The sequence below is a fragment of the Streptomyces sp. HNM0574 genome (genome assembly GCF_012726235.1).
Classification (GTDB): Bacteria; Actinomycetota; Actinomycetes; order Streptomycetales; family Streptomycetaceae; genus Streptomyces.
This window is the reverse complement of sequence record NZ_JAASAH010000002.1, coordinates 82,014-100,333: the sequence shown is the minus strand read 5'-3', so window position 1 is coordinate 100,333 and position 18,320 is coordinate 82,014. Positions and strand designations below refer to the sequence as shown.

Here is an 18,320-nt window from a genome sequence, read left to right as displayed (position 1 = left end):
GTGACGAGCGGAAGGGCGCGGAGGGGCGTTCCCCTCCGCGCCCTTCACGGTGCGCGGTGCCCTCGTCCGGCTACGCGGACGCCGGGCCGCCGTCCTGCTCGTTCTTGCCGAGCGCGGTGCGTTCGCGTTCCGCGGCGCGGCGGGCGGCCTCGGCGGGGCGCAGCTCGGCGTCCTCGTCCTGGTCGATGTCCGGGACGCTGTCCTGGTCCTCGTCCCGGGTCTCCTCCTCGTAGAGGGCCCGGTACTTGGTGTCGCGGATCTTCAGCAGGACGCAGGCGAGGACGGCGGCGAGCAGCGAGCCGATCAGCACGGCCGCCTTCACGTGTTCCGTCGTGTCCTTGTCGGTGAAGGCGAGTTCGGTGACCAGCAGCGAGACGGTGAAGCCGATACCGGCCAGCAGCGCCACACCGGCGACGTCCGGCCACCCGAGGTCCGGGTTGAGCCTGGCCTTGGTGAAGCGGGCGGTGAGGTAGGTGCCGCCCAGGATGCCGATGAACTTGCCCGCGACCAGACCGAGGATCACGCCGAGCGCCTCGGGCTGGGCGAAGGTCTTCGCCAGCGCGTCACCGGAGACGCCGACACCGGCGGCGAAGAGCGCGAACAGCGGCACCGCGAAACCGGCCGACAGGGGGCGCACCTTGTGCTCGATGTGCTCGGCGGGCGACTCCTCCTCCTCGGTGCCGTCGCTGCGCTTGAGCGGCGTGACGCGGAGCAGCATGCCCATCGCGACACCGGCGATGGTGGCGTGGACGCCGCTGTTGTACATCAGCGCCCAGATCACCAGGGCCAGCGGCACGTAGATGTACCAGCCGCGCACGCGGAGATTGATGTGCAGGACGCGGAAGACGATCAGGCCGACGACGGCGCCGCCGAAGGCCAGCCAGTTGAGCGTCGAGGTGTAGAAGACCGCGATGACGAGGATGGCGCCGAGGTCGTCGACGATGGCCAGCGTCAGAAGGAAGGCGCGGATGCCGGACGGCAGGTTGGTGCCGATGACGGCGAGGACGCCGAGCGCGAAGGCGATGTCGGTGGCCATCGGCACGGCCCAGCCGTGCAGTTGGCCGTCCCCGGCGACGTTGATGCCCAGGTAGAACAGCGCGGGCACGACCATGCCGCAGATGGCTGCGGCGACGGGCAGCGCGGCCGCCGCCGGCCTGCGCAGTTCGCCCGCGACCAGTTCGCGTTTCAGCTCGATACCGGCGACGAAGAAGAAGATCGCCAGCACACCGTCCGACGCCCAGTGCTCGACCGACAGGTCGAGCCCCAGCGCGGGGATGCCGAAGTGGAAGGACCTGACGGACTCGTACAGGTCACTGAGCGGGGTGTTGGCCAGGATCAGGGCCACCATCGCGGCGCCCAGGAGCACCATTCCGCCGACCGTCTCGGTGCGCAGGGCGTCCGTGAGGTGTCTGCGTTCCTTCGCGGAGGGGCGTGCCAGGAAATCGGCGCGCTGCTCCGCGGGCCCGCTCTCAGGGGTGTGCTGGGTGGAAGGGGTCATGCTGGGTACTCTCCGTCAGACGGCTTTGAACAGGCTGAAAAACCGCCGACCAGACTTCCCGGCACACCATGATTCACACGGACGTTCTTGACGCCGCCCTTACACCGTACCTGGCCTCGGCGCCCCGGCCGAGCGGTCGGCGGCGTCCCGGAAGGGGCCCGGGAAGTGCTCCGGGACGGTTGTGGCCCCGCAGCACGGGGCAGAAGGGGTCTCGTACCCACCGCGTGTGACCCGCGTCTCATTCGTCCCGTCTGTCCGGCGGAGTGCCGGATGGTGCGTACGCGCCAAGCGTCCGCCGGGGCCGCGTCAAGGGAGGACGGGTCCGGGGCGTCCGTCATCGATAGGGTTGAGCCACGGCGAAGGCTGTACACACAGTCACCGCGCACACGCAGCGGAACAGGGCCGCGGACCGTGGCCGGGGGTGGGGGATCGGCATGCAGAACGACGGCACGGGTCGGTCGTCCCGGCCCGCTCGTTCGACGGGTTCACCCCGCCTCTCCCGCCTGGCGCGGTCGTCCAATCCGGCGGAGACCCCGCGCCCGCCCTCCGCGCGGAAGGAACCGGAGGGCGAGCCTTCCGGGAGCGGATACCGGCCGACGCTGGGGAAGACCGGCGTGCGGACGTCGGCCCCGCGGGCCGGGGGAGCGGCCCGCGGGCCCGAGCGGCCGGGGCAGCCGGCCGAGCCGGTGGAGTCCTTCCTCGGCGGGTACCCGCAGCTGCTGGCCGAGGTCTCGGAGACGGGCCGGCTCCCGCGTCGCGACGAACTCGACACCTTCCGCCTGCTGGGCGAGCGCGCCGCCGAACGCGGCTACGGACTCCGCGAGTTGGTGGGCCTCTACCTCGGCCGGACGCGCGCTCTGTGGGGCACGCTCCCCGGCGTCGCCAGGGCCGCCACCGCCTCCGAGCGGGCGCGGACGGGCGACGCGGTGCTCGCCGCGGTCGACGCCTCGGTGGCGGCGCTGGGGGAGGGGCACGAGCGCGCCCAGCGGATGGCCGTCCGCCAGGAGGAGGGCGCCCGGCGGGAGTTCATCGACGACCTGCTCTACGGGCGCAGCGACATGGGGCGCCTGGCCGAACGCGCCCAGCGCTTCGGCCTGCGCCTCGCGCGGGTGCACGCGGTGGCGGTGGCGACGGGCGCGGAGAAGTACGACGACGTCCACCCGACCGTCCGCCGGATCGAACGCGAACTGATCGGCCGCTTCGGACAGCGGGACGTGCTGCTCTCCACCAAGGAGGGCCGGCTGGTGTGCATCGCGGGCAGCAGCGAACTGGAGGTGCTGGAGACCTTCGCGCGGCTCGCCGAGGACCCGGGGCCCGGCTACGCGCCGGCCCGGCGCGTCGCCGTCGGCCGGGAGCACGGCGGCGCGGGCGGCGTGGTGCGCAGCTACGAAGAGGCGCTGAGCGCGCTGGACTTCGCGGGCCGGCTCGGGCTGGAGGCCGTCCGGCTGAACGCCGCCGAGCTGCTGGTCTTCCCCGTGCTGCTGCGCGACCGGGCCGCGATGTCCGATCTGGTGCGCTCCGTGCTCGGGCCGCTGACCCGGGCGCGCGGCGGGGCGCGGCCGCTGCTGGACACGCTGGCGGTGTGCGCCGAGTCGGGCTACGTCAACGCCGAGGCCGCCCGGCGGCTCGGGGTGAGCGTCCGGACCCTCTCGTACCGGCTGGAGCGGATTCACACGCTCACCGGATACACCCCCAACGACGCGCTCCAGCGCTTCACCCTGGAGACGGCCGTGATGGGCGCGCGGCTGCTCCGGTGGCCCGAGCACGATTTGTGACGGTGAACTCTCCCGCGTGTGCCGGGAGTTGACGTGCGGGCCATGTCACGAAAGCGGTGACGCATCCGTCGTGAAGGTGTTCCGCGGCGTGGGAACCGGCGCCGGTTGCACCGGCAGCCGGACGTAAGTGAGCGATAAAGATTGCCGGGTTCCGGCAATGCCGCATGGTGCTACAGCGTGTCACTATGTAGCCACATGGCGGACGGCGTCGCCGGGGCGCGCGGCCCACTCGGGGGAGAGTGAAGTGCCGCGCCCGCAGGGCCCGTTGCCGGACGACCGGGGTGCCGAACCCCGCTCGATTCCGCGCACGGCGCGCCCGGAACGGCCGTCGCCGCCGATGGCGCAGTGGGAGCCGATGCCCCCGACGGGGGTGGGGGCATCGGCTTCACCTCGTCCAGCGGCCCGGCGGAACCGGGCCACCCGCGGCCGCCGCCCCCGCTTCCGGGATCGTGCGGGGAACCCGCAGGTCACCACCCCTCGCGCGAGGCAGGAGAGTCCAACGGGCGGACACCGTAAGAGAGTTCGGCCCGCACGTCACAGCCCGCAGCGGGTCACGGTGCACACGCCCGACGCGTCGGTGCGGCTGTGCAGCCCCTCGGCGGGGAAGCCCGCCTTCATCGCCCACGCCTCTGCCTCCTCCGCCGGCCGGTGCCTCAGCCTGAGCCGCGCGCCGTTCCGGTCGGTGAGCACCTGGCGGGCGCGCTCCGTCCCGGCCGGACTGCTGAGCCCGGTGAACAGCAGCGTCCCGTCCGGCGCCAGCAGGGCGCGGAGGCGTTCCAGGGAGGCCAGGAACGTCTCGTCGTCGGGGACGAGTTCGTACAGGCCCGAGGCGACGACGATGTCGGGCGTCCCGCCGTCCGCGAGCGGCGCGGGAGCGAGCGCGTCGCCCGGCTCGTACGTCACCGCGCCCTCCGGCAGCCCGCGTTCCCGCGCCAGGCGGCGGCCCCGGGCCCGGCAGGCGGGGAGCGCGTCCCGGCAGACGACGCGGAGCTGGCTGCCCGGCTGGTCCTCGGCGAGCAGGTCCAGCAGGTAACGGCCGGGCCCGGAGGCCACGTCCAGGATGCGGATCTCGCCGCCGCGCACCGCGATCTCCTCGCGCAGTGCCTGCTGGAGCAGCGCGCCGCGGGCCCGCACCGTGCGGGCCTCCTCGCTGGCCAGCAGCCGGCGGTCGACCGCCGCGCCGATGCCGGGGAGGCCGCGGGCCTCGGCGGCGTAGAGATGGTCCACCAGCATGCCGCTCTCGAAACCGTGCCGGTATCCCAGCCGTACGCTCCTGCCGGCGCGCCCCACGGTGCGCAGTGCTCCCCGCACGACCGCCCAAGTGACCCTGCTGCGCATGCGCGCTCTTCCTTCCCTGCGCCCGTCCTGTCCTCTCTCTGTCTGCGCAGGCGGCGCGGCGGGTACGCATGGCGGCCGCACTTGGTGGGCGAGCGGTTCAGGCGCGCGGGCGGACGAGCGCGGTCCGGACGCGGCGGACGGCGGAGCGGAAGGTGCCGTGCAGGAAGAAGACGGCGATCAGCACGCCGAGGAAGACCAGCCCGGCCTCCGCCGCACCCGGCAGGTCGCCGCAGCGGGGGCTGGTGGACTGGTGGCACCAGCGCGGCGGCACGGCGGCCAGCCCGTGCACGGCCCCGGTCAGACAGATGAGCACCCCGACCGGCAGCAACGCCCGCCGCCGTCCTGTACGGAGCGCGTGCCCGACGCAGAGTCGGCCCACGAGGACGGCCACCGCGCAGCAGAACCCGAAGCCCGCGGCGCCGCCCGGCCAGTCGTCGACCAGGGCGGGCGTCAGCCGTACGTGCCGCCAGGCCTGGAGGAAGGCACCGACGAGCAGCGCGAGGCCGGTGAGCGTCGCGGCCGTCCAGCCCAGCGTCGTCAACAGCGGCCGCGGTAAGGGGCGGAGCCGGATTCCGGCGGGACGGGACAGTGCGGAGGGCAGGGGGACGCGGGCAGGCCCGTCGGGCGAACCGGTGTCACCGCCGCCCTCACCCCGCACGCTCTCGACCCCTCCCGGACGGGCGGCGCCGCGGATCGCGGACACGCCCTCTCGCTCGTCGACCGATCATATGGTCACTGGACGAGTGCTTCCGCCGCTCCCGAGCGGCGTCCTCCCCGGTTGCCTGTCTACGAGGTGCGACGTGTGCTGTCCAGGCGTCCTTGAGCCGAAAACACCTGCGCGCTGGGGGAGTTGGGGGCCGGGTCCGGACGCACCGCAGCCCGTGCCCTCGGGGGTGGGAGCACGGGCTGCGGCGGGTCCGTCGCCGGGCGGAGGGGCTGGGGTCAGCCGATCTGGAGCTTCTGGCCCGGGAGGATGAAGTCGGCGTCGTCGCCGATGACGGACTTGTTGTCCTCGTACACGCTCGGCCAGTCGGTGCCGTGGGCGAGGGCGATCTCGCTCAGGGTGTCGCCGGACTTGACGGTGTAGTTGCCGTCACCGGCCGGCTGCGGCTTCGGCGCGGGGGCCTGCTGCTGCGGAGCGGCCTGCTGCTGCGGGGCCGACTCCTGCTGGGGCTCCGGCTCGGCCTCCGGCTTCGGCGCGGCCTGCTGCTGCGGCTGCTCCTGCTGCTCCTGCTGCGGCTGCTCGGCGGGCTTGCTCTGCTCCTGCTGCTGCGAGCCGCCGGTGTTGACGTCGGCCGAGGGGCCGCCGGCCGTCAGGCCGCCCGCACCGGCGCACGCCCAGGCGCCCGGGCCCTGGAGGGCGAGCAGCTTCTCGGCGGCGGCTATCTGCTGGTCCTTGGTGGCCATGTCGGCGCGGGGCGCGTACTGGGTGCCGCCGGCGGCCTCCCAGCTGGACTGCGAGAACTGGAGCCCGCCGTAGTAGCCGTTGCCCGTGTTGATGGACCAGTCGCCGCCCGACTCGCACTGCGCGACCTTCTCCCAGGTGTCCACGGAGGCGGCCTGGGCGCCGCCCGCGGTCAGCAGGGGCATGGCCACCGCGGCACCCGTGACGCCGGTCAGGGTGGCGATGCGCGTGGCTTTGGAGGGGCGACGGTGACGGCCCTGTCCGGAGAACAGCATGGTGATCTTTCCTTACGGTCGCGGCTGTTCACCGCTGGGGACAGCGGTGAACGGGACGAGCGGAGTGACCGTAAACAGACCTGTCCTGATGCTCCAAAACCCCCCTCTCAAGATCGATTACGCCAGCTACCCGCACGTGACCGGCCATCACCGCAGGTCATCCCCTATGCGGCAGAACCGGACATGAAGGTCCTCGGCGGAGGAGCCGGAGAGAAGCGTCACATGCCGCGGGCGCCTGCCGTCGCGGGACGGCACCCCGGGAGTGATCCGCCCGAATTGGTGTGATAAACCGGCAGTTGATGAGGTGCCGGGGGTGAATCGGGACGCGTGCCGCGCGCGCGAGCGGGCAGGCGCTCCGCACAGTGGCACGATTCCCCCGCGGCGGACGGGTTCGGTCCTTGTCTCGCCACGGCACGCGAAGTCTCGCTCCGGCAGATGAATCCGGCCGATTCCGGTTCACGTTGAACCAGTTGTGGATCAGGTACGTGATCACTGACGACAGCTTTATGCCGTACCTCCGGGGAGACTCATGACGCGCAGATGGTCGCTCATAGCCTTGATCGCCGCGCTGGCCGTCGCGCTGGCTTTCGTCGTCGTCCAGATCGTGACCGGCGAGAAGCCTGAAGAGAAAAAGGCCGCCGAAGAGAAAACCAGCGCGTCCGGATCGGGCGGTGACGAGGCGAAGGACCTGGAGGGGGACGGCTGGTGGCCGCTGCACCAGTCCGGAACCGGTCGCGCGGAAGGCCCCGACGCCGTCACCAAGGGCGGCACCAAGTGGGCGGACGGCCCCAACGGCGGCGCCCTCCAGCTGAACGGCACCGACGGCTCGGCCGAGATCTCCTCCCCGGTGCTCGACACCGCGAAGAAGGACTACTCGGTCGCCGCCCGGGTCCGCCTCACCGCGGAGAACATGAACGGCTTCCGCACCGCCGTCTCGGTGGACGGGGAGAAGGCCAGCACCTTCTACCTCCAGTACTCCGGCGCCGACAAGCGGTTCGCGTTCAGCTTCATCGGCGCCAGGACCCTGGACCAGAAGACCGGTGAGCCCGAGAAGGACCGCTGGTACCACCTCGTCGGCACCTACAGCCAGGACGAGAAGCAGATGAAGATCTACGTGGACGGTGAGCTCGCCGGGACCCGGAAGGCCACCAACCCCGTCGAGCCCACCGGCGGTCTGGCGATCGGCCGGGGCAAGAACGGCGGGAAGCCCGCGGACCACTGGAAGGGGGACATCTCCGACGTCCACGTCTACCAGCGGGAGCTGACGCAGGACGAGGTGTCCTCGCTCTCCGCCTCCGAACCGGGCTGAGCGCGGCCGCCGTCCGGGCACAAACGGGCGGCCGACCGCAGCGGCCGGGCGTGCGACGGGGCACGCCCGGCCTCCCACCTGGAGCGATGACGTCAACCGCGGTGCGCGTGCGTGCAATTCCGGTCGGAATCAGCGTGGCCGCGGGCCCGTTCGGGCCCCAGGAACACCGGTAGAAATGACCCACGGTACGTATGGCCGATCGCGCCGCCACGCCTTCGGCCAGCCCAGCCGCCGGCCGTTTCCGTCGCCCCCCACAGACGACCGGAGAGGAACAGGCCCTTGTCGGCCACGGTTTCACCCGAAGACCGCATACCCCGCCCCCAGAGGCAGGAACCCGAGCCGGAGGAGTTCCTGCGGACCCTGTACCAGTGCCACGGAAGCGCGTTGCTCCAATTCGCCGCGCGGCGGCTCGAAGGCGACTGGCACCGTGCCGAGGACGTCCTCCAGGAGGTCGCCATCCGCGCCTGGCGGCACGCGGAGGAGCTCGACCCGACCGCCGAATCCGTCCGGCCCTGGCTGTTCACCGTCCTGCGCAACCTCGTCATCGACGGACACCGGGCCCGGCAGGCCAGGCCGCCGGAGACCGGGGACCCGGAACTCACCCACCTCCCGGTGTCCGACGGCGTGGACCATGTCCTGACCTCCCACGTGGTGGCCGAAGCGCTCCGCGACCTCCGTCCCCCGCAGCGCGAAGTCCTGCTGCACGTGCACTACATGGGACGCAGCGTGAACCAGACGGCCGCCGTGCTCGGCGTCCCGCCCGGCACCGTCAAGTCCCGCACCTACTACGCGGCCCGCGCCCTGCGCCAGGCGCTGACCAGCCGCGGCCTGTACGCGCACGACTCCGGCCGGGACGCCGGCTGAGCCTCATACCAGGCGCCCCGCGTGCCGGTTGATGCTCAGGCCGAGCGGGCCGGTGTCGAGCGAACCGTCCGCACCGGCCTGCCAGCGCCACCCGGCGGGAGCGTCGCCCAGCACCAGCACCGCGTCGCCCTGCCGCAGCCCCTCCATCGCGCCCTGCCGCTGCGGGAGTTGGGAGGCGTCGACCACGAACAGGTGCGGCGCGTCGCCCTGCACGGCGATCTGGCTGCGGCCCTCGATGAGCCGGAAGATCTGGGTGACGTCGGAGGTCTGCGGGGACGGGGCGCCCGCGGGGGCCGAGGTCCTGGTGAGGGCCTCCTCCAGGCTGGCCGCCGTGTGCAGCCGCGAGGAACGCAGCCCCGCCCCGTTCAGCGTCTCGTCGGTGGCCAGGGAACCCACCAGGGTCACCTCGGCCAGACCGCCGACCGGACCGGTCAGCACCTCGCTCACGACCGCCCGCGCCCAGCGGCGCACCTCCTCGTCGGGGCCCGCGACGGAGACCGTCGAGGAGGCCCGCGAGAGGTCGACCAGCACCCGGTCGCCGCCGTCGGTGCCGACGGTCACGGTCAGCGCGTAGGGGAGGGCCGGTTCGCCCTCGGGCCCCGGCCGCTCCAGCCCCTCCGGTGCGACGGTCCAGCGCTCGCCGTCCGACTCGGCCTTGAACGGCGCCGGCGCGTTCTGCTCCGTACCGGCGAGCAGCAGGCCGAGCCGCGCCTCCGAGTAGACGACGGCGTACAGGTCGGGCAGGGACCGGCCGGACCGCAGGCACTCGCCCGTCAGCCTGCGCAGGCCCGTGTCGATGACGTCCAGCGCCTCCCGCCCCAGGACGGCGGCGGAAGGGGCGACGGGCTTCGGCGGACGGTTGCGCAGTTCGGTGACGACCAGCGCGGCCAGCGCGCCGGCCAGCGCCAGCCCCAGCACCACTGCCAGCGCGACGTACCAGATCATCTTCTGACTCCTTGTCGGGACGCCTCGGCACCGGGGACCGGGGCGATCGGTGGCGGGCGCGGTACCGCGGACGGGCTGCGGCGCCGTTGCACCCGAAGCTCACTACGGGCCGCGGCCGCGGATGGTTCACCACCCGTCCCCGTGCGCTCCGGCGACGGGTCCGCGCGGCGCGTGAACCATCCGGGCCCCCGGGCCGTAGCTCACGACAGTGGCCGGGAGCTGCGAAGCAGCGCTCCCGCGGCCCTACGCAAACACGCCCAGCTGGAGGACGTCCTGTGTCGTTGATGTTGACCGTGGTCGAGGGAGGCGGTGACGCGTTCGACGTCCACCTCGACGCCGACCCCGACACCCCCGTGGGGGCCGTCGCGCAGGCGTTGGCCCGGGCGGGCGGGGTCCCGCTGCCCCCGGAGGGGTCCGGGGTGTACGCGGAGGGCCGGCTGCTGCCCGCCGACATGCCGCTGCGCGAGTCGCCGCTGCACCACTCCGCCGTCGTCGGTCTCGGCCGCCCGGCCGGGCCGCCGTCGGCCGAGCCGACGGGGCTCGTCGAGGTCCGCGCGGTCGGCGGCCCCGGAGCGGGCGCGGTGCACCGGCTCGACATCGGCGAGTACCGGATCGGACTCGCACACGACGGCACCCCGCAGGTCCTGCGCGCCGCCCCCGACCGGCCCCGCGCGCTGCTCCAGGTCGGCCCCGGCGGACGCTGCCGCGTCGCGCCGGACGGCGACGCACCGGCCGGCGAGGACGAGTCCGCCGCGGTGCAGCTGGACCGGGAGGACGTCGGCGAGTCCGTCGGCTGGCCGGCCGGGGCGCAGCTCCTCGTCGGCGACTGCCTGCTCGAACTCTCGCTCCCGCAGCGCCCGGACGCGGCCGTGCAGGCGTCCGAGGACGGCTCCGGCTGGGACTACAACCGTCCCCCGCGGCTCCGCCCGCCCGAGACCACCACCCGGTTCACGCTCCCCTCGCCGCCCGAGGCGCCGGGGAACCGGCCGCTGCCGTGGATCGCCGCCTGCGTCCCGCTGATCATGGCCGTCGCGGGCTGGCAGATGTTCGACCGGCCCAGCATGCTGCTGTTCGGTCTGCTCTCGCCGGTGGCGATCTTCGGCAACTACATGATGAACCGGCGCAGCGGACGCCAGACGCACTCCGAGGCCGTCGCCGCGTACAAGGAGAAGAAGGAGCGGATCGAGGGGGACGCCGAGGCCGCCCTGGAGGCCGAACGCACCGCCAGGCGCCGGGGTTTCCCCGACCCGGCCGAGGTCATCCTCACCGCCGTCGGCCCCCGCCGCCGCCTGTGGGAGCGCCGCACCTCGGACGCGGACTTCCTCGACCTGCGCATCGGCACCGCAGACCAGCCCTCCGAGGTCGTGCTCCGGGACCCCACCAAGGACGAGCACCGGCGCCACGACCCGTGGACCGCGCTCGACGTCCCCGTCACCGTCCCGCTCCGGCAGCACCACGTGCTCGGCATCGCCGGTGAGGGCGAGTCCGCGCGGGCCGTGGCGCGTTGGGCCGTCGCCCAGGCCGCCGTTCTGCACAGCCCGCGCGACCTCCAGATCCACCTGCTGACCGCGGGCGGCCCCGACCGGGACGCCTGGTCCTGGATGCGCTGGCTGCCGCACGTCCGCAAGAAGTCCGGCGACACCCCGGCCAGCATCGGCACCGGCACCGAGACCTGCGCCCGCCGGATCGCCGAACTGACCGCGCTGATCGGCGAACGCGTCGCCGAGTCCGACGGCCGGCAGCGGCCCGCCGGACCCGACGTGCTCGTCGTGCTCGACGGCGCCCGCCGCCTGCGCTCCCTGCCCGGCGTCGTGCAGATCCTCCGCGACGGCCCCGCCGTCGGCGTCCGCGCGCTGTGCCTCGACACCGAGGAGCGGCTGCTGCCCGAGGAGTGCCAGGCCGTCGTCGCCGAGGAGCCCGGCGGCACCGTACGGGTCGGCCGCTCCGGCGCCGGCACCGTCACCGGCATCCGCCCGGACGCGGTCTCCCCGGACTGGTGCCGCTCCCTCGCCCGCGCCATGGGCCCGCTGCGCGACCCGGGCGGCTCCGACGAGGAGGCCGCCGTACTGCCGGGCTCCGCACGGCTGTTGGAGGTCCTCTCCCTCGACCCGCCGCAGTCCGACGGCATCCGCGCCAGGTGGCAGGCGGGCGGCCGTTCCACCCGCGCGGCCATCGGCGTCTCGCTCGACGGCCCGTTCTACCTCGACCTGCGCCGGGACGGCCCGCACGGGCTCGTCGCGGGCACCACGGGCTCCGGCAAGTCCGAGCTGCTCCAGACCCTGGTCGCCTCGCTCGCCGTGGCGAACCGGCCGGACGCGATGACCTTCGTCCTCGTCGACTACAAGGGCGGCTCCGCGTTCAAGGACTGTGTGGACCTGCCGCACACCGTCGGCATGGTGACCGACCTGGACGCGCACCTCGTCGAGCGCGCGCTGGTCTCCCTCACCGCCGAACTCACCCGCCGCGAGCACATCCTGGCCGAGGCGGGCGCGAAGGACATCGAGGACTACGTCGAGCTGCTGGAGCGTGAGCCGAACAGCGGGCGGGCGCCGATGCCGCGGCTGCTCATCGTCATCGACGAGTTCGCCTCGATGGTGCGTGACCTGCCCGACTTCGTGAAGGGCCTGGTCAACATCGCGCAGCGGGGCCGCAGCCTCGGCATCCACCTGATCCTCGCCACCCAGCGCCCCAGCGGCGTCGTCTCCTCCGAGATCCGCGCCAACACCAACCTGCGCATCGCGCTGCGGGTCACCGACTCCGGCGAGAGCCAGGACGTCATCAACTCCGGTGACGCGGCCGGGATTTCGCAGAGCAACCCGGGACGCGCCTTCGTCCGTCTCGGCCAGACCTCCCTGGTGCCCTTCCAGGCCGGACGGGTCGGCGGCCGCAGGCCCGGCGCCGTCGCGTCCTCGCTGCCCGAGCCGTGGGCCGTCGCGGTCGGCTGGGAGCGGCTCGGCGAGCCGCTCCCGCCGCGTCCCCGCCGGACCGAGAGCGGGCCCAGCGAGGTCGAGACCGACCTCACCGGCCTGGTCGCGGCGATCCGCGGCGCCGACCGCGAGCTGAACATCCCGGCGCAGCACAGCCCCTGGCTGCCGCCGCTGCCGGAGCGCATCGTCACCGGCGACCTGCCCGAGGCCCCGCCCTCCGACGGCTACGACCTCGAACCCGTCGTGTACGGCGTGGTCGACCTGCCCGCCGAGCAGGCCCGCCGCCCGCTCGTCCTCGACCCGGCGACGCTGGGACACCTGCACATCATCGGCTCCCCGCGCCAGGGCAGGTCGCAGACGCTGCGCACGATCGCCGGCAGCCTGGCCCGCGCCCACTCGCCGGGCCAGCTGCACATGTACGGCATCGACTGCGGCAACGGCGCGCTGCTGCCGCTGGAGGGGCTGCCGCACTGCGGCGCCGTCGCCCAGCGCACCCAGCCCGACCGGGTGGCCCGCCTCCTGGCGCGGCTGAACGAGGAGCTCGGCCGCCGCCAGGAGATGCTCGCCGCGCGCGGCAGCGCCGACCTGCCCGAGCTGCGCCGCGCCCTGCCGGCGGACGAACGGCCGCCGCACATCGTGGTGTTCCTCGACCGCTGGGAGGTGTTCGACAAGCAGCTCGGCGAGTACGACTCGGGCAACCTGCTCAACGGCCTGCTCACCCTGCTGCGGGACGGCGCGAGCGTCGGCATCCACCTGCTGATGACCGGCGACCGGGCGTTGTTCTCCAGCCGGGTCGGCAGCTCCACCGAGGACAAGCTCGTCCTCAAGCTCAACGAGAAGTCCGAGTACGGCATGATCGGCGTGACCCAGCGGAACGTCCCGGACGAGATCCCGCCGGGCCGCGCGCTGCGCGCCGCCGACAAGGCCGAGGTGCAGATCGCGCTGCTCGCCGACGACCCGGGCGGCCAGGCGCAGACCTCGGCGCTCAACCGGATCGCGGCGGACTGCCGGGAGCAGGCCTCGTACCTGCCCGCGTACACCAAGCCCTTCCGGGTCGACACCCTGCCGGACCGGCTCACCTGGGACGAGGCCGTCGCGTACGCGCCGCAGCCCCGGCCGCACGCGCAGTGGGCGGTCGCCGGTGTCGGCGGCGACGAACTGACCGCGTACGGGCCGGACTTCCATGTCACCTCCACCTTCCTGGTGGCGGGCCCGGCCCGTTCGGGGCGCAGCACGGTGCTGTCGACGGTGGCGCTCTCGCTGCTGTCGGCGGGCACGCCCGTGGTGATCGGCGCCCCGGCCAGGTCGCCGCTGCGCGAACTGGCCGGACGTCCCGGCGTCCTCGCGGTGTACGAGGAGGGGGACATCGACCCGATGGAGCTGGAGCAGGCGCTGTCGGGCGCGCCCAACGGCGCGGTCGTCCTGCTGGACGACGCCGACCTGATGCTGAAGACGAAGGCCGAGACGGTCCTCAACCAGATCGCCAAGTCCGGTGCGCAGACCGGCCGTGGCCTGGTGATCGCGGGCCAGACCGACCGGCTCGCCTCCGGCTACTCCGGCTGGCACACCGAGGCCCGCCGCAACCGCTGCGGTCTGCTGCTGAAGCCGCAGAACATGAGCGACGGCGAGCTGATCGGCGTCAAGGTGCCCCGCAGCCGCCTGGGCGCGACCCGCCCGGGCCGGGCGATCCTGCACCTGGGCGACGGCGTGCTGCGCACCGTCCAGGTCCCGGAGACGGTGGTCCCGCCCGCCGGGAACTGACGCTCCCCGCGCACAACAGAGGGCTCCCGCCGAGAAATTCGGCGGGAGCCCTCCTGCGTGACGGGCGCTGTGGTCAGGCCTGCATGTCGAAGTCACCCGGCGCCTGGACGGCGGCATCCGACTTCCCGACGAAGGAGATCGGCGTGTAGATGACGCCGGCGGCCGTGGCCCCGAGGCTCGTGCCGTCGACCCATGCCCCGATGTTGGGCCCTGCCGGTGTGATGTTGGGCGCCGGCGGCGGGGCGGTGGTCGGCGCAGGACGGATCGGAGCCGGCTTCGGCAGCTTCAGCGCGCCCAGGGTGTCGTCCGCCCACTTGGCCGCGCCGCCCCCGAAGTCGAGCTTCGGCAGCTGCGGGGCGTCCAGCTTGCCCGGGGAGAGGTTCTTCGTGATGCCTTCGAGCCCGCCGGGCGACTTGAACGGGTTCGTGGCCGACCCCTTGAACCACTGCCCGGCACTGATGCCCTTCAGGCCGCTCAGGCCGCCGAGCCCCTTGACCGCCGAGGCGATGGAGAACCCGCCGAAGGCCAGGCCGACGACGCCGAGGATGATCCCCGCGATGTCCACGTTCCCGGTTTTGATCGCTTTCCCGACCGTGATCCCCAGCGAGGCCGCCCCGAGCGCGAAACTGCCGACCGCGAGGATGAGCCCGACGGGCCCGGTGATGAACGTCGCGATGACGCCGAGGATGGCGCCGACGATCCCGAACACCATGCCCATGATGTCCAGGAACTTCTCCCAGATGCTCTTCCCCTCGACGGCCTCGCTCTCGGCGTCCTCCAGCTCCCGCTTGGCCAGCCCCGCGTCCGTGACCCGCAGCTCCTGCGCGTCGACGGCCAGCATCCTGGCCGCCTCCAGCTCCGCGTCGGCGTTCTCCACCGACTTGTTCGCCGCCGACTCCTCCTGCTTGGCGTCGGCCATCGCCCGCCGGGCGCTGCTGCGGGCCTCGTCGTCGTCCGGCGGCGGCGCCTTCGCGTTGTCGAGGCCCTTCACCACGCCGGTGGCGGCCGCCGCCACCAGCGTGGCCGAGTCGAGCTTCTCCTTGGCGACGCGGCCCTGGTCCAGCGCCCGGTCGGCCTTGTCCTGACCCTCCCGCAGCCTGGTCGCGTACTTCGAGACGGCGTCGGCCGCGGCCTCGTACGACGTCTGCAACTTGCGCACCTGGACGGGGAGTTCGGCGAGTTTCTTCCGCAGCTCGTCCATCGACTTGCCCTCGCCCAGGTCATGGGACTCCAGGCGGGCGACGACGGAGTACGCGGAGTCGGCGTCGCGCGAGATGGAGCGGTACTCCGAGGCGAGCCGGTCAAGAATTTCGGGGTCGCCGGGCGTCGGGTCCTCCGAGAGGCTGAACACCGTCTCCCAGTCGGACAGCGGTGGCCGCATGCCCCGACCTCACTTTCCGTTGTCAGTTCTGGTGGGTCCGACGCCGTCGGGGACCTCTTCGTCGTGGAACCGGAAGGTCGTGGCGATGGCGTCGAACACGTTGAAGAAGTTTTCCGACAGGCTGATGTTGGGCGTCGAACTGCCGATCACGATGAGGTCCCGGCTCGACGGGACGGGGATCACGATCTGGTGCACGGCGGTGCGGACCGTGGCCTTCCCGAAGTAGTCGAAGTCCTCGATCGAGGTCATCCGCCCGGCGCTGCCGACCTCGGGCAGCTCGACGATCTCGACCCGGTTCGCGTCCGTGCCCCGGCCCGGGGACCTCCGGTTGTTCGCCACACCGGCGGCCGTCATCTGCTCGACCAGGTCGGCCGACTGGTCCTCGGGGATGCGGGTGCGCATGACCATCGTGGTGGCGTTCAGCGTGCTGCCGTCGGCCAGGAAGGTCAGCAGCCCGCAGACCTGGAGGGCGCCCTGGGCGTGCGCCTCGCGCGCCGCCTTCCTCGCCTCCCGGACCAGCGAGTCCACCTGGTCACGCGTCAACTTCGCGTGCCCCTTGGCCTGTTCCTCGATACGGCGCCGGATGGAGGCGTCCCTGGTGCTCGGATCGAGGTCGAAGTGCGACCAGGTGGAGGGGAATTTCAGGGTGTAGCGCGCGGGGGCGCCGGGCGGCCGTTCGTCGGACGGCAGCAGCATCGGGCGCGGCTCGCCCTGTTCGTCATGCGGGGTCATCCAGCGCCTTGCCTGCCTCGTTGTCCGTTTCCGTGAAGCTGTCGATGATGCCCTGCGAGGTCTCCTTGAACGTGTCCACGTTCTCCTGGACCTTCTCGTGGCCGGCCACCCACGCCTTGTCGAAGTTGTCGACGCCCGAGACCAGCCCGGAGTCGCCCACGTCGTCCTCCGTGCCGACCTTGTACAGCCTCGCGGTGTTGTCGATCCGGTCCCGGATCTCCTTGAGCGCGTCGATCGTGTCGGTCAGTTCGTCCACCGGGATGCGAATACGCGACATCCAACGTCCCTTTCTCTCCTCGCGCGGGCCGGGCCCCGCGTTGCGCGGGGCCCGGCCGTGGCACGGGAGTTCAGCCGATGGAGCCGGCCGTCTGGTCGTCGGTGTCGACGAACGCGTCGGCGACCTGCTTGATGAACTCGCTGACGCCGTGCAGGCCCTCGATCGCTTCCTGCGTGCCGTTCTTGTACTCCTCCCAGAACGGACGGAACTTGCTCTCGGAGCCGGGCGTCGCGTACGCGGCCGCGACCATCTCGTCCATCTTGGTGTTGGCCTCGTGCAGGCTCTGCTGCATGAGCTCCTTCTGGTTCTGCAGCCAGGTAGCGGCCTCCCGCATCTCCTCCGGGCTGATCTGAATGTTGCCGCCGGCCATGTCGGTTCCTTCCCTCGTACGGAGCTTGCTGCGGCACACGTGCCGCACCGAGCAGTACGCAGCACCCCACGCGCCGGTTCACGCTGTTTCGCAACGGTGACAAATCCAGCCACGTCCGCCTTGAACCGGGGAGAGAGCACGGAGTGAGGGAGCCGCGAAACGTCTCCTCACGCCTCGCGGTCACCAGGTGGCGGTGACGGCGGTGTGGTGTTCACGGATCACGTCCGGGTTCAGCACCGGGTCTTCCGGAAGGTGCAGCCGTCGTCCGTGCACGCTGCCGTAGGCCGAGTAGGCACGGAGGCTCGGAGCGACACAGACCTCGAGGCGAGGACTGAAGGCCAGGAGACCGCTGTCGAACAGCCGATGGATGTCGGCCCGCAGCAGGAGGCCCTCGTCGGTGCGGTGCTTCTCGGTGGTGGCGAACGGACGCAGGTGCGCCGCTTCGAGCACCTCCGCCGGGGCCGGACCCGTTACGGCACAGATCAGGCCGTAGTGCCGCACGAGGGCCCTGCGGAAGGCGTCTTGGCCCCGTCGGGCTGCTGTCGTCGTCCGCTGCCGGCCTCCCGGCAGCTCCAAGGGGCGCTGCCGGTACGGCCCCGATGAGCCACTCTGACCGGGGAGCCGGACACCGCGGGCCTGGAGAGCGGCGAACGTCTTTCGCGGGTCCAACGCCTTGATCGACTGTTGGTCGGACCTGCTCAGGTTGAGCTCAGCCAGGTGAGACTTGTCCAGGCATCCGTCGAGGGGCTGCCAAGTGCCTCCGTAGTGAGCCCGATACGTGGTCACCGGTATCGTTTCGACGTTCGGCCGGTCGAACGTCTTACGGCACGGGCTGCAGCGGTAGCGCGGCCGCTCGGTCGTCCGTTCCTTGAAGCTCGTACTCGTGCAACCCGGGCAACGGCTGCGAAGCTTCTGCTGGTGCGGCAGCACCTCCAGCTCCTCCACATAGCCGACGCCCAATGCTTCGCGGCTGTTCCGGATGACCACCAGATCGCCCACGGCCACCCGTCGGTAATTCCCCACCGTCGAGTCGTAGCTGTACGACTCCTCCGCCACGTCCTCGTAACCGGCGTTTCCCTGGAACTGCCGTTCCTCACCGGTGATCAGGAATGACCAGGCCCTGGTGTGGTCGCCCGTCGCTGCGCTCTCCGCCCCATCCATGCTCAGAGGCTACGGATCACCACCGACAGCCGAGGCGCCCCGCCGCACTCCTGACCGGCTCCCTCGACCGACGACCGCCCTCCCGCCGGCCGGTGCCGCGGGGAGGTGCCGGGCTCTGCCCTGAAGCAGGAAATCCCCTTCCGGCGAAGGGGAGAGAAGAAGTGCCCCCGGCAGGACTCGAACCTGCGGCCAAGCGCTTAGAAGGCGCCTGCTCTATCCACTGAGCTACGGGGGCCGGTCCCGTTCACGGGCGGTCGTGCTCCTCCAGGGAGGCCACGGCGCTGTCAAGGATAGGGGGCCAC

General features: G+C 72.5%; 14 protein-coding genes and 1 tRNA gene. 4 read left to right on the top strand and 11 right to left on the bottom strand.

Going from position 1 to position 18,320, the window contains the following annotated elements:
• Nucleotides 1-70 precede the first annotated feature (70 nt).
• Nucleotides 71-1,498: a Na+/H+ antiporter NhaA gene (nhaA, locus tag HCC30_RS04025; protein ID WP_169440607.1), complete on the bottom strand. Its 1,428-nt coding sequence runs from the start codon at nucleotides 1,496-1,498 to the stop codon at nucleotides 71-73.
• A 686-nt stretch (nucleotides 1,499-2,184) separates the two neighbouring features.
• Between nhaA and HCC30_RS04020 the strand changes: the two genes are divergently transcribed.
• Entirely contained in the window at nucleotides 2,185-3,273 is a 1,089-nt protein-coding gene (locus HCC30_RS04020; RefSeq protein ID WP_346776514.1) for a helix-turn-helix domain-containing protein, read from the top strand.
• Nucleotides 3,274-3,807: 534 nt separating this feature from the next.
• Here HCC30_RS04020 and HCC30_RS04015 read toward each other — a convergent pair.
• The 3 genes from HCC30_RS04015 to HCC30_RS04005 form a co-directional block, all read right to left on the bottom strand.
• Complete coding sequence (locus tag HCC30_RS04015; RefSeq protein WP_169440605.1) at nucleotides 3,808-4,611, bottom strand: class I SAM-dependent methyltransferase family protein; 804 nt, start codon at nucleotides 4,609-4,611, stop codon at nucleotides 3,808-3,810.
• Between the two features lie 97 nt (nucleotides 4,612-4,708).
• Nucleotides 4,709-5,314 (bottom strand): hypothetical protein, encoded by a 606-nt coding sequence (locus HCC30_RS04010; RefSeq protein WP_169440604.1) that lies wholly within the window; start codon nucleotides 5,312-5,314, stop codon nucleotides 4,709-4,711.
• Nucleotides 5,315-5,553: 239 nt separating this feature from the next.
• Nucleotides 5,554-6,291, bottom strand: a complete 738-nt coding sequence (locus HCC30_RS04005) for a transglycosylase family protein (protein WP_169440603.1) — start codon at nucleotides 6,289-6,291, stop codon at nucleotides 5,554-5,556.
• Between the two features lie 529 nt (nucleotides 6,292-6,820).
• On the opposite strand from HCC30_RS04005, the gene HCC30_RS04000 reads away from it, so the two are divergent.
• On the top strand, nucleotides 6,821-7,600 hold the full coding sequence (locus tag HCC30_RS04000) for a LamG domain-containing protein (protein WP_169440602.1): 780 nt from the start codon (nucleotides 6,821-6,823) through the stop codon (nucleotides 7,598-7,600).
• Nucleotides 7,601-7,879: 279 nt separating this feature from the next.
• Nucleotides 7,880-8,464: a sigma-70 family RNA polymerase sigma factor gene (locus HCC30_RS03995; RefSeq protein WP_169440601.1), complete on the top strand. Its 585-nt coding sequence runs from the start codon at nucleotides 7,880-7,882 to the stop codon at nucleotides 8,462-8,464.
• A 3-nt stretch (nucleotides 8,465-8,467) separates the two neighbouring features.
• Here the strand turns inward: HCC30_RS03995 and HCC30_RS03990 are convergent, their stop codons facing one another.
• Nucleotides 8,468-9,409, bottom strand: a complete 942-nt coding sequence (locus tag HCC30_RS03990; RefSeq protein ID WP_169440600.1) for a hypothetical protein — start codon at nucleotides 9,407-9,409, stop codon at nucleotides 8,468-8,470.
• 284 nt (nucleotides 9,410-9,693) lie between these two features.
• On the opposite strand from HCC30_RS03990, the gene HCC30_RS03985 reads away from it, so the two are divergent.
• Complete coding sequence (locus HCC30_RS03985; protein ID WP_206323403.1) at nucleotides 9,694-14,097, top strand: FtsK/SpoIIIE domain-containing protein; 4,404 nt, start codon at nucleotides 9,694-9,696, stop codon at nucleotides 14,095-14,097.
• A 73-nt stretch (nucleotides 14,098-14,170) separates the two neighbouring features.
• Here HCC30_RS03985 and HCC30_RS03980 read toward each other — a convergent pair whose 3' ends face one another.
• The 6 genes from HCC30_RS03980 to HCC30_RS03955 all read right to left on the bottom strand — a co-directional run bounded on the left by HCC30_RS03980 (nucleotide 14,171) and on the right by HCC30_RS03955 (nucleotide 18,253).
• Nucleotides 14,171-15,478, bottom strand: a complete 1,308-nt coding sequence (locus HCC30_RS03980) for a hypothetical protein (RefSeq protein WP_169440598.1) — start codon at nucleotides 15,476-15,478, stop codon at nucleotides 14,171-14,173.
• Nucleotides 15,479-15,487: 9 nt separating this feature from the next.
• A complete protein-coding gene (locus tag HCC30_RS03975; protein ID WP_240979324.1) occupies nucleotides 15,488-16,210 on the bottom strand; it encodes a hypothetical protein in 723 nt (240 codons plus the stop codon).
• Entirely contained in the window at nucleotides 16,197-16,487 is a 291-nt protein-coding gene (locus HCC30_RS03970; protein ID WP_169440597.1) for a hypothetical protein, read from the bottom strand. Before HCC30_RS03970 ends, HCC30_RS03975 begins: the two co-directional genes overlap by 14 nt.
• 70 nt (nucleotides 16,488-16,557) lie before the next feature.
• Nucleotides 16,558-16,857, bottom strand: a complete 300-nt coding sequence (locus HCC30_RS03965) for a WXG100 family type VII secretion target (RefSeq protein WP_169440596.1) — start codon at nucleotides 16,855-16,857, stop codon at nucleotides 16,558-16,560.
• Nucleotides 16,858-17,037: 180 nt separating this feature from the next.
• Nucleotides 17,038-18,018 carry an HNH endonuclease gene (locus HCC30_RS03960; RefSeq protein WP_169440595.1) on the bottom strand — a complete coding sequence of 327 codons (981 nt, stop codon included), beginning with the start codon at nucleotides 18,016-18,018 and terminating at the stop codon, nucleotides 17,038-17,040.
• A 162-nt stretch (nucleotides 18,019-18,180) separates the two neighbouring features.
• Nucleotides 18,181-18,253: transfer RNA gene (locus HCC30_RS03955), tRNA-Arg, on the bottom strand.
• Nucleotides 18,254-18,320: the final 67 nt, after the last annotated feature.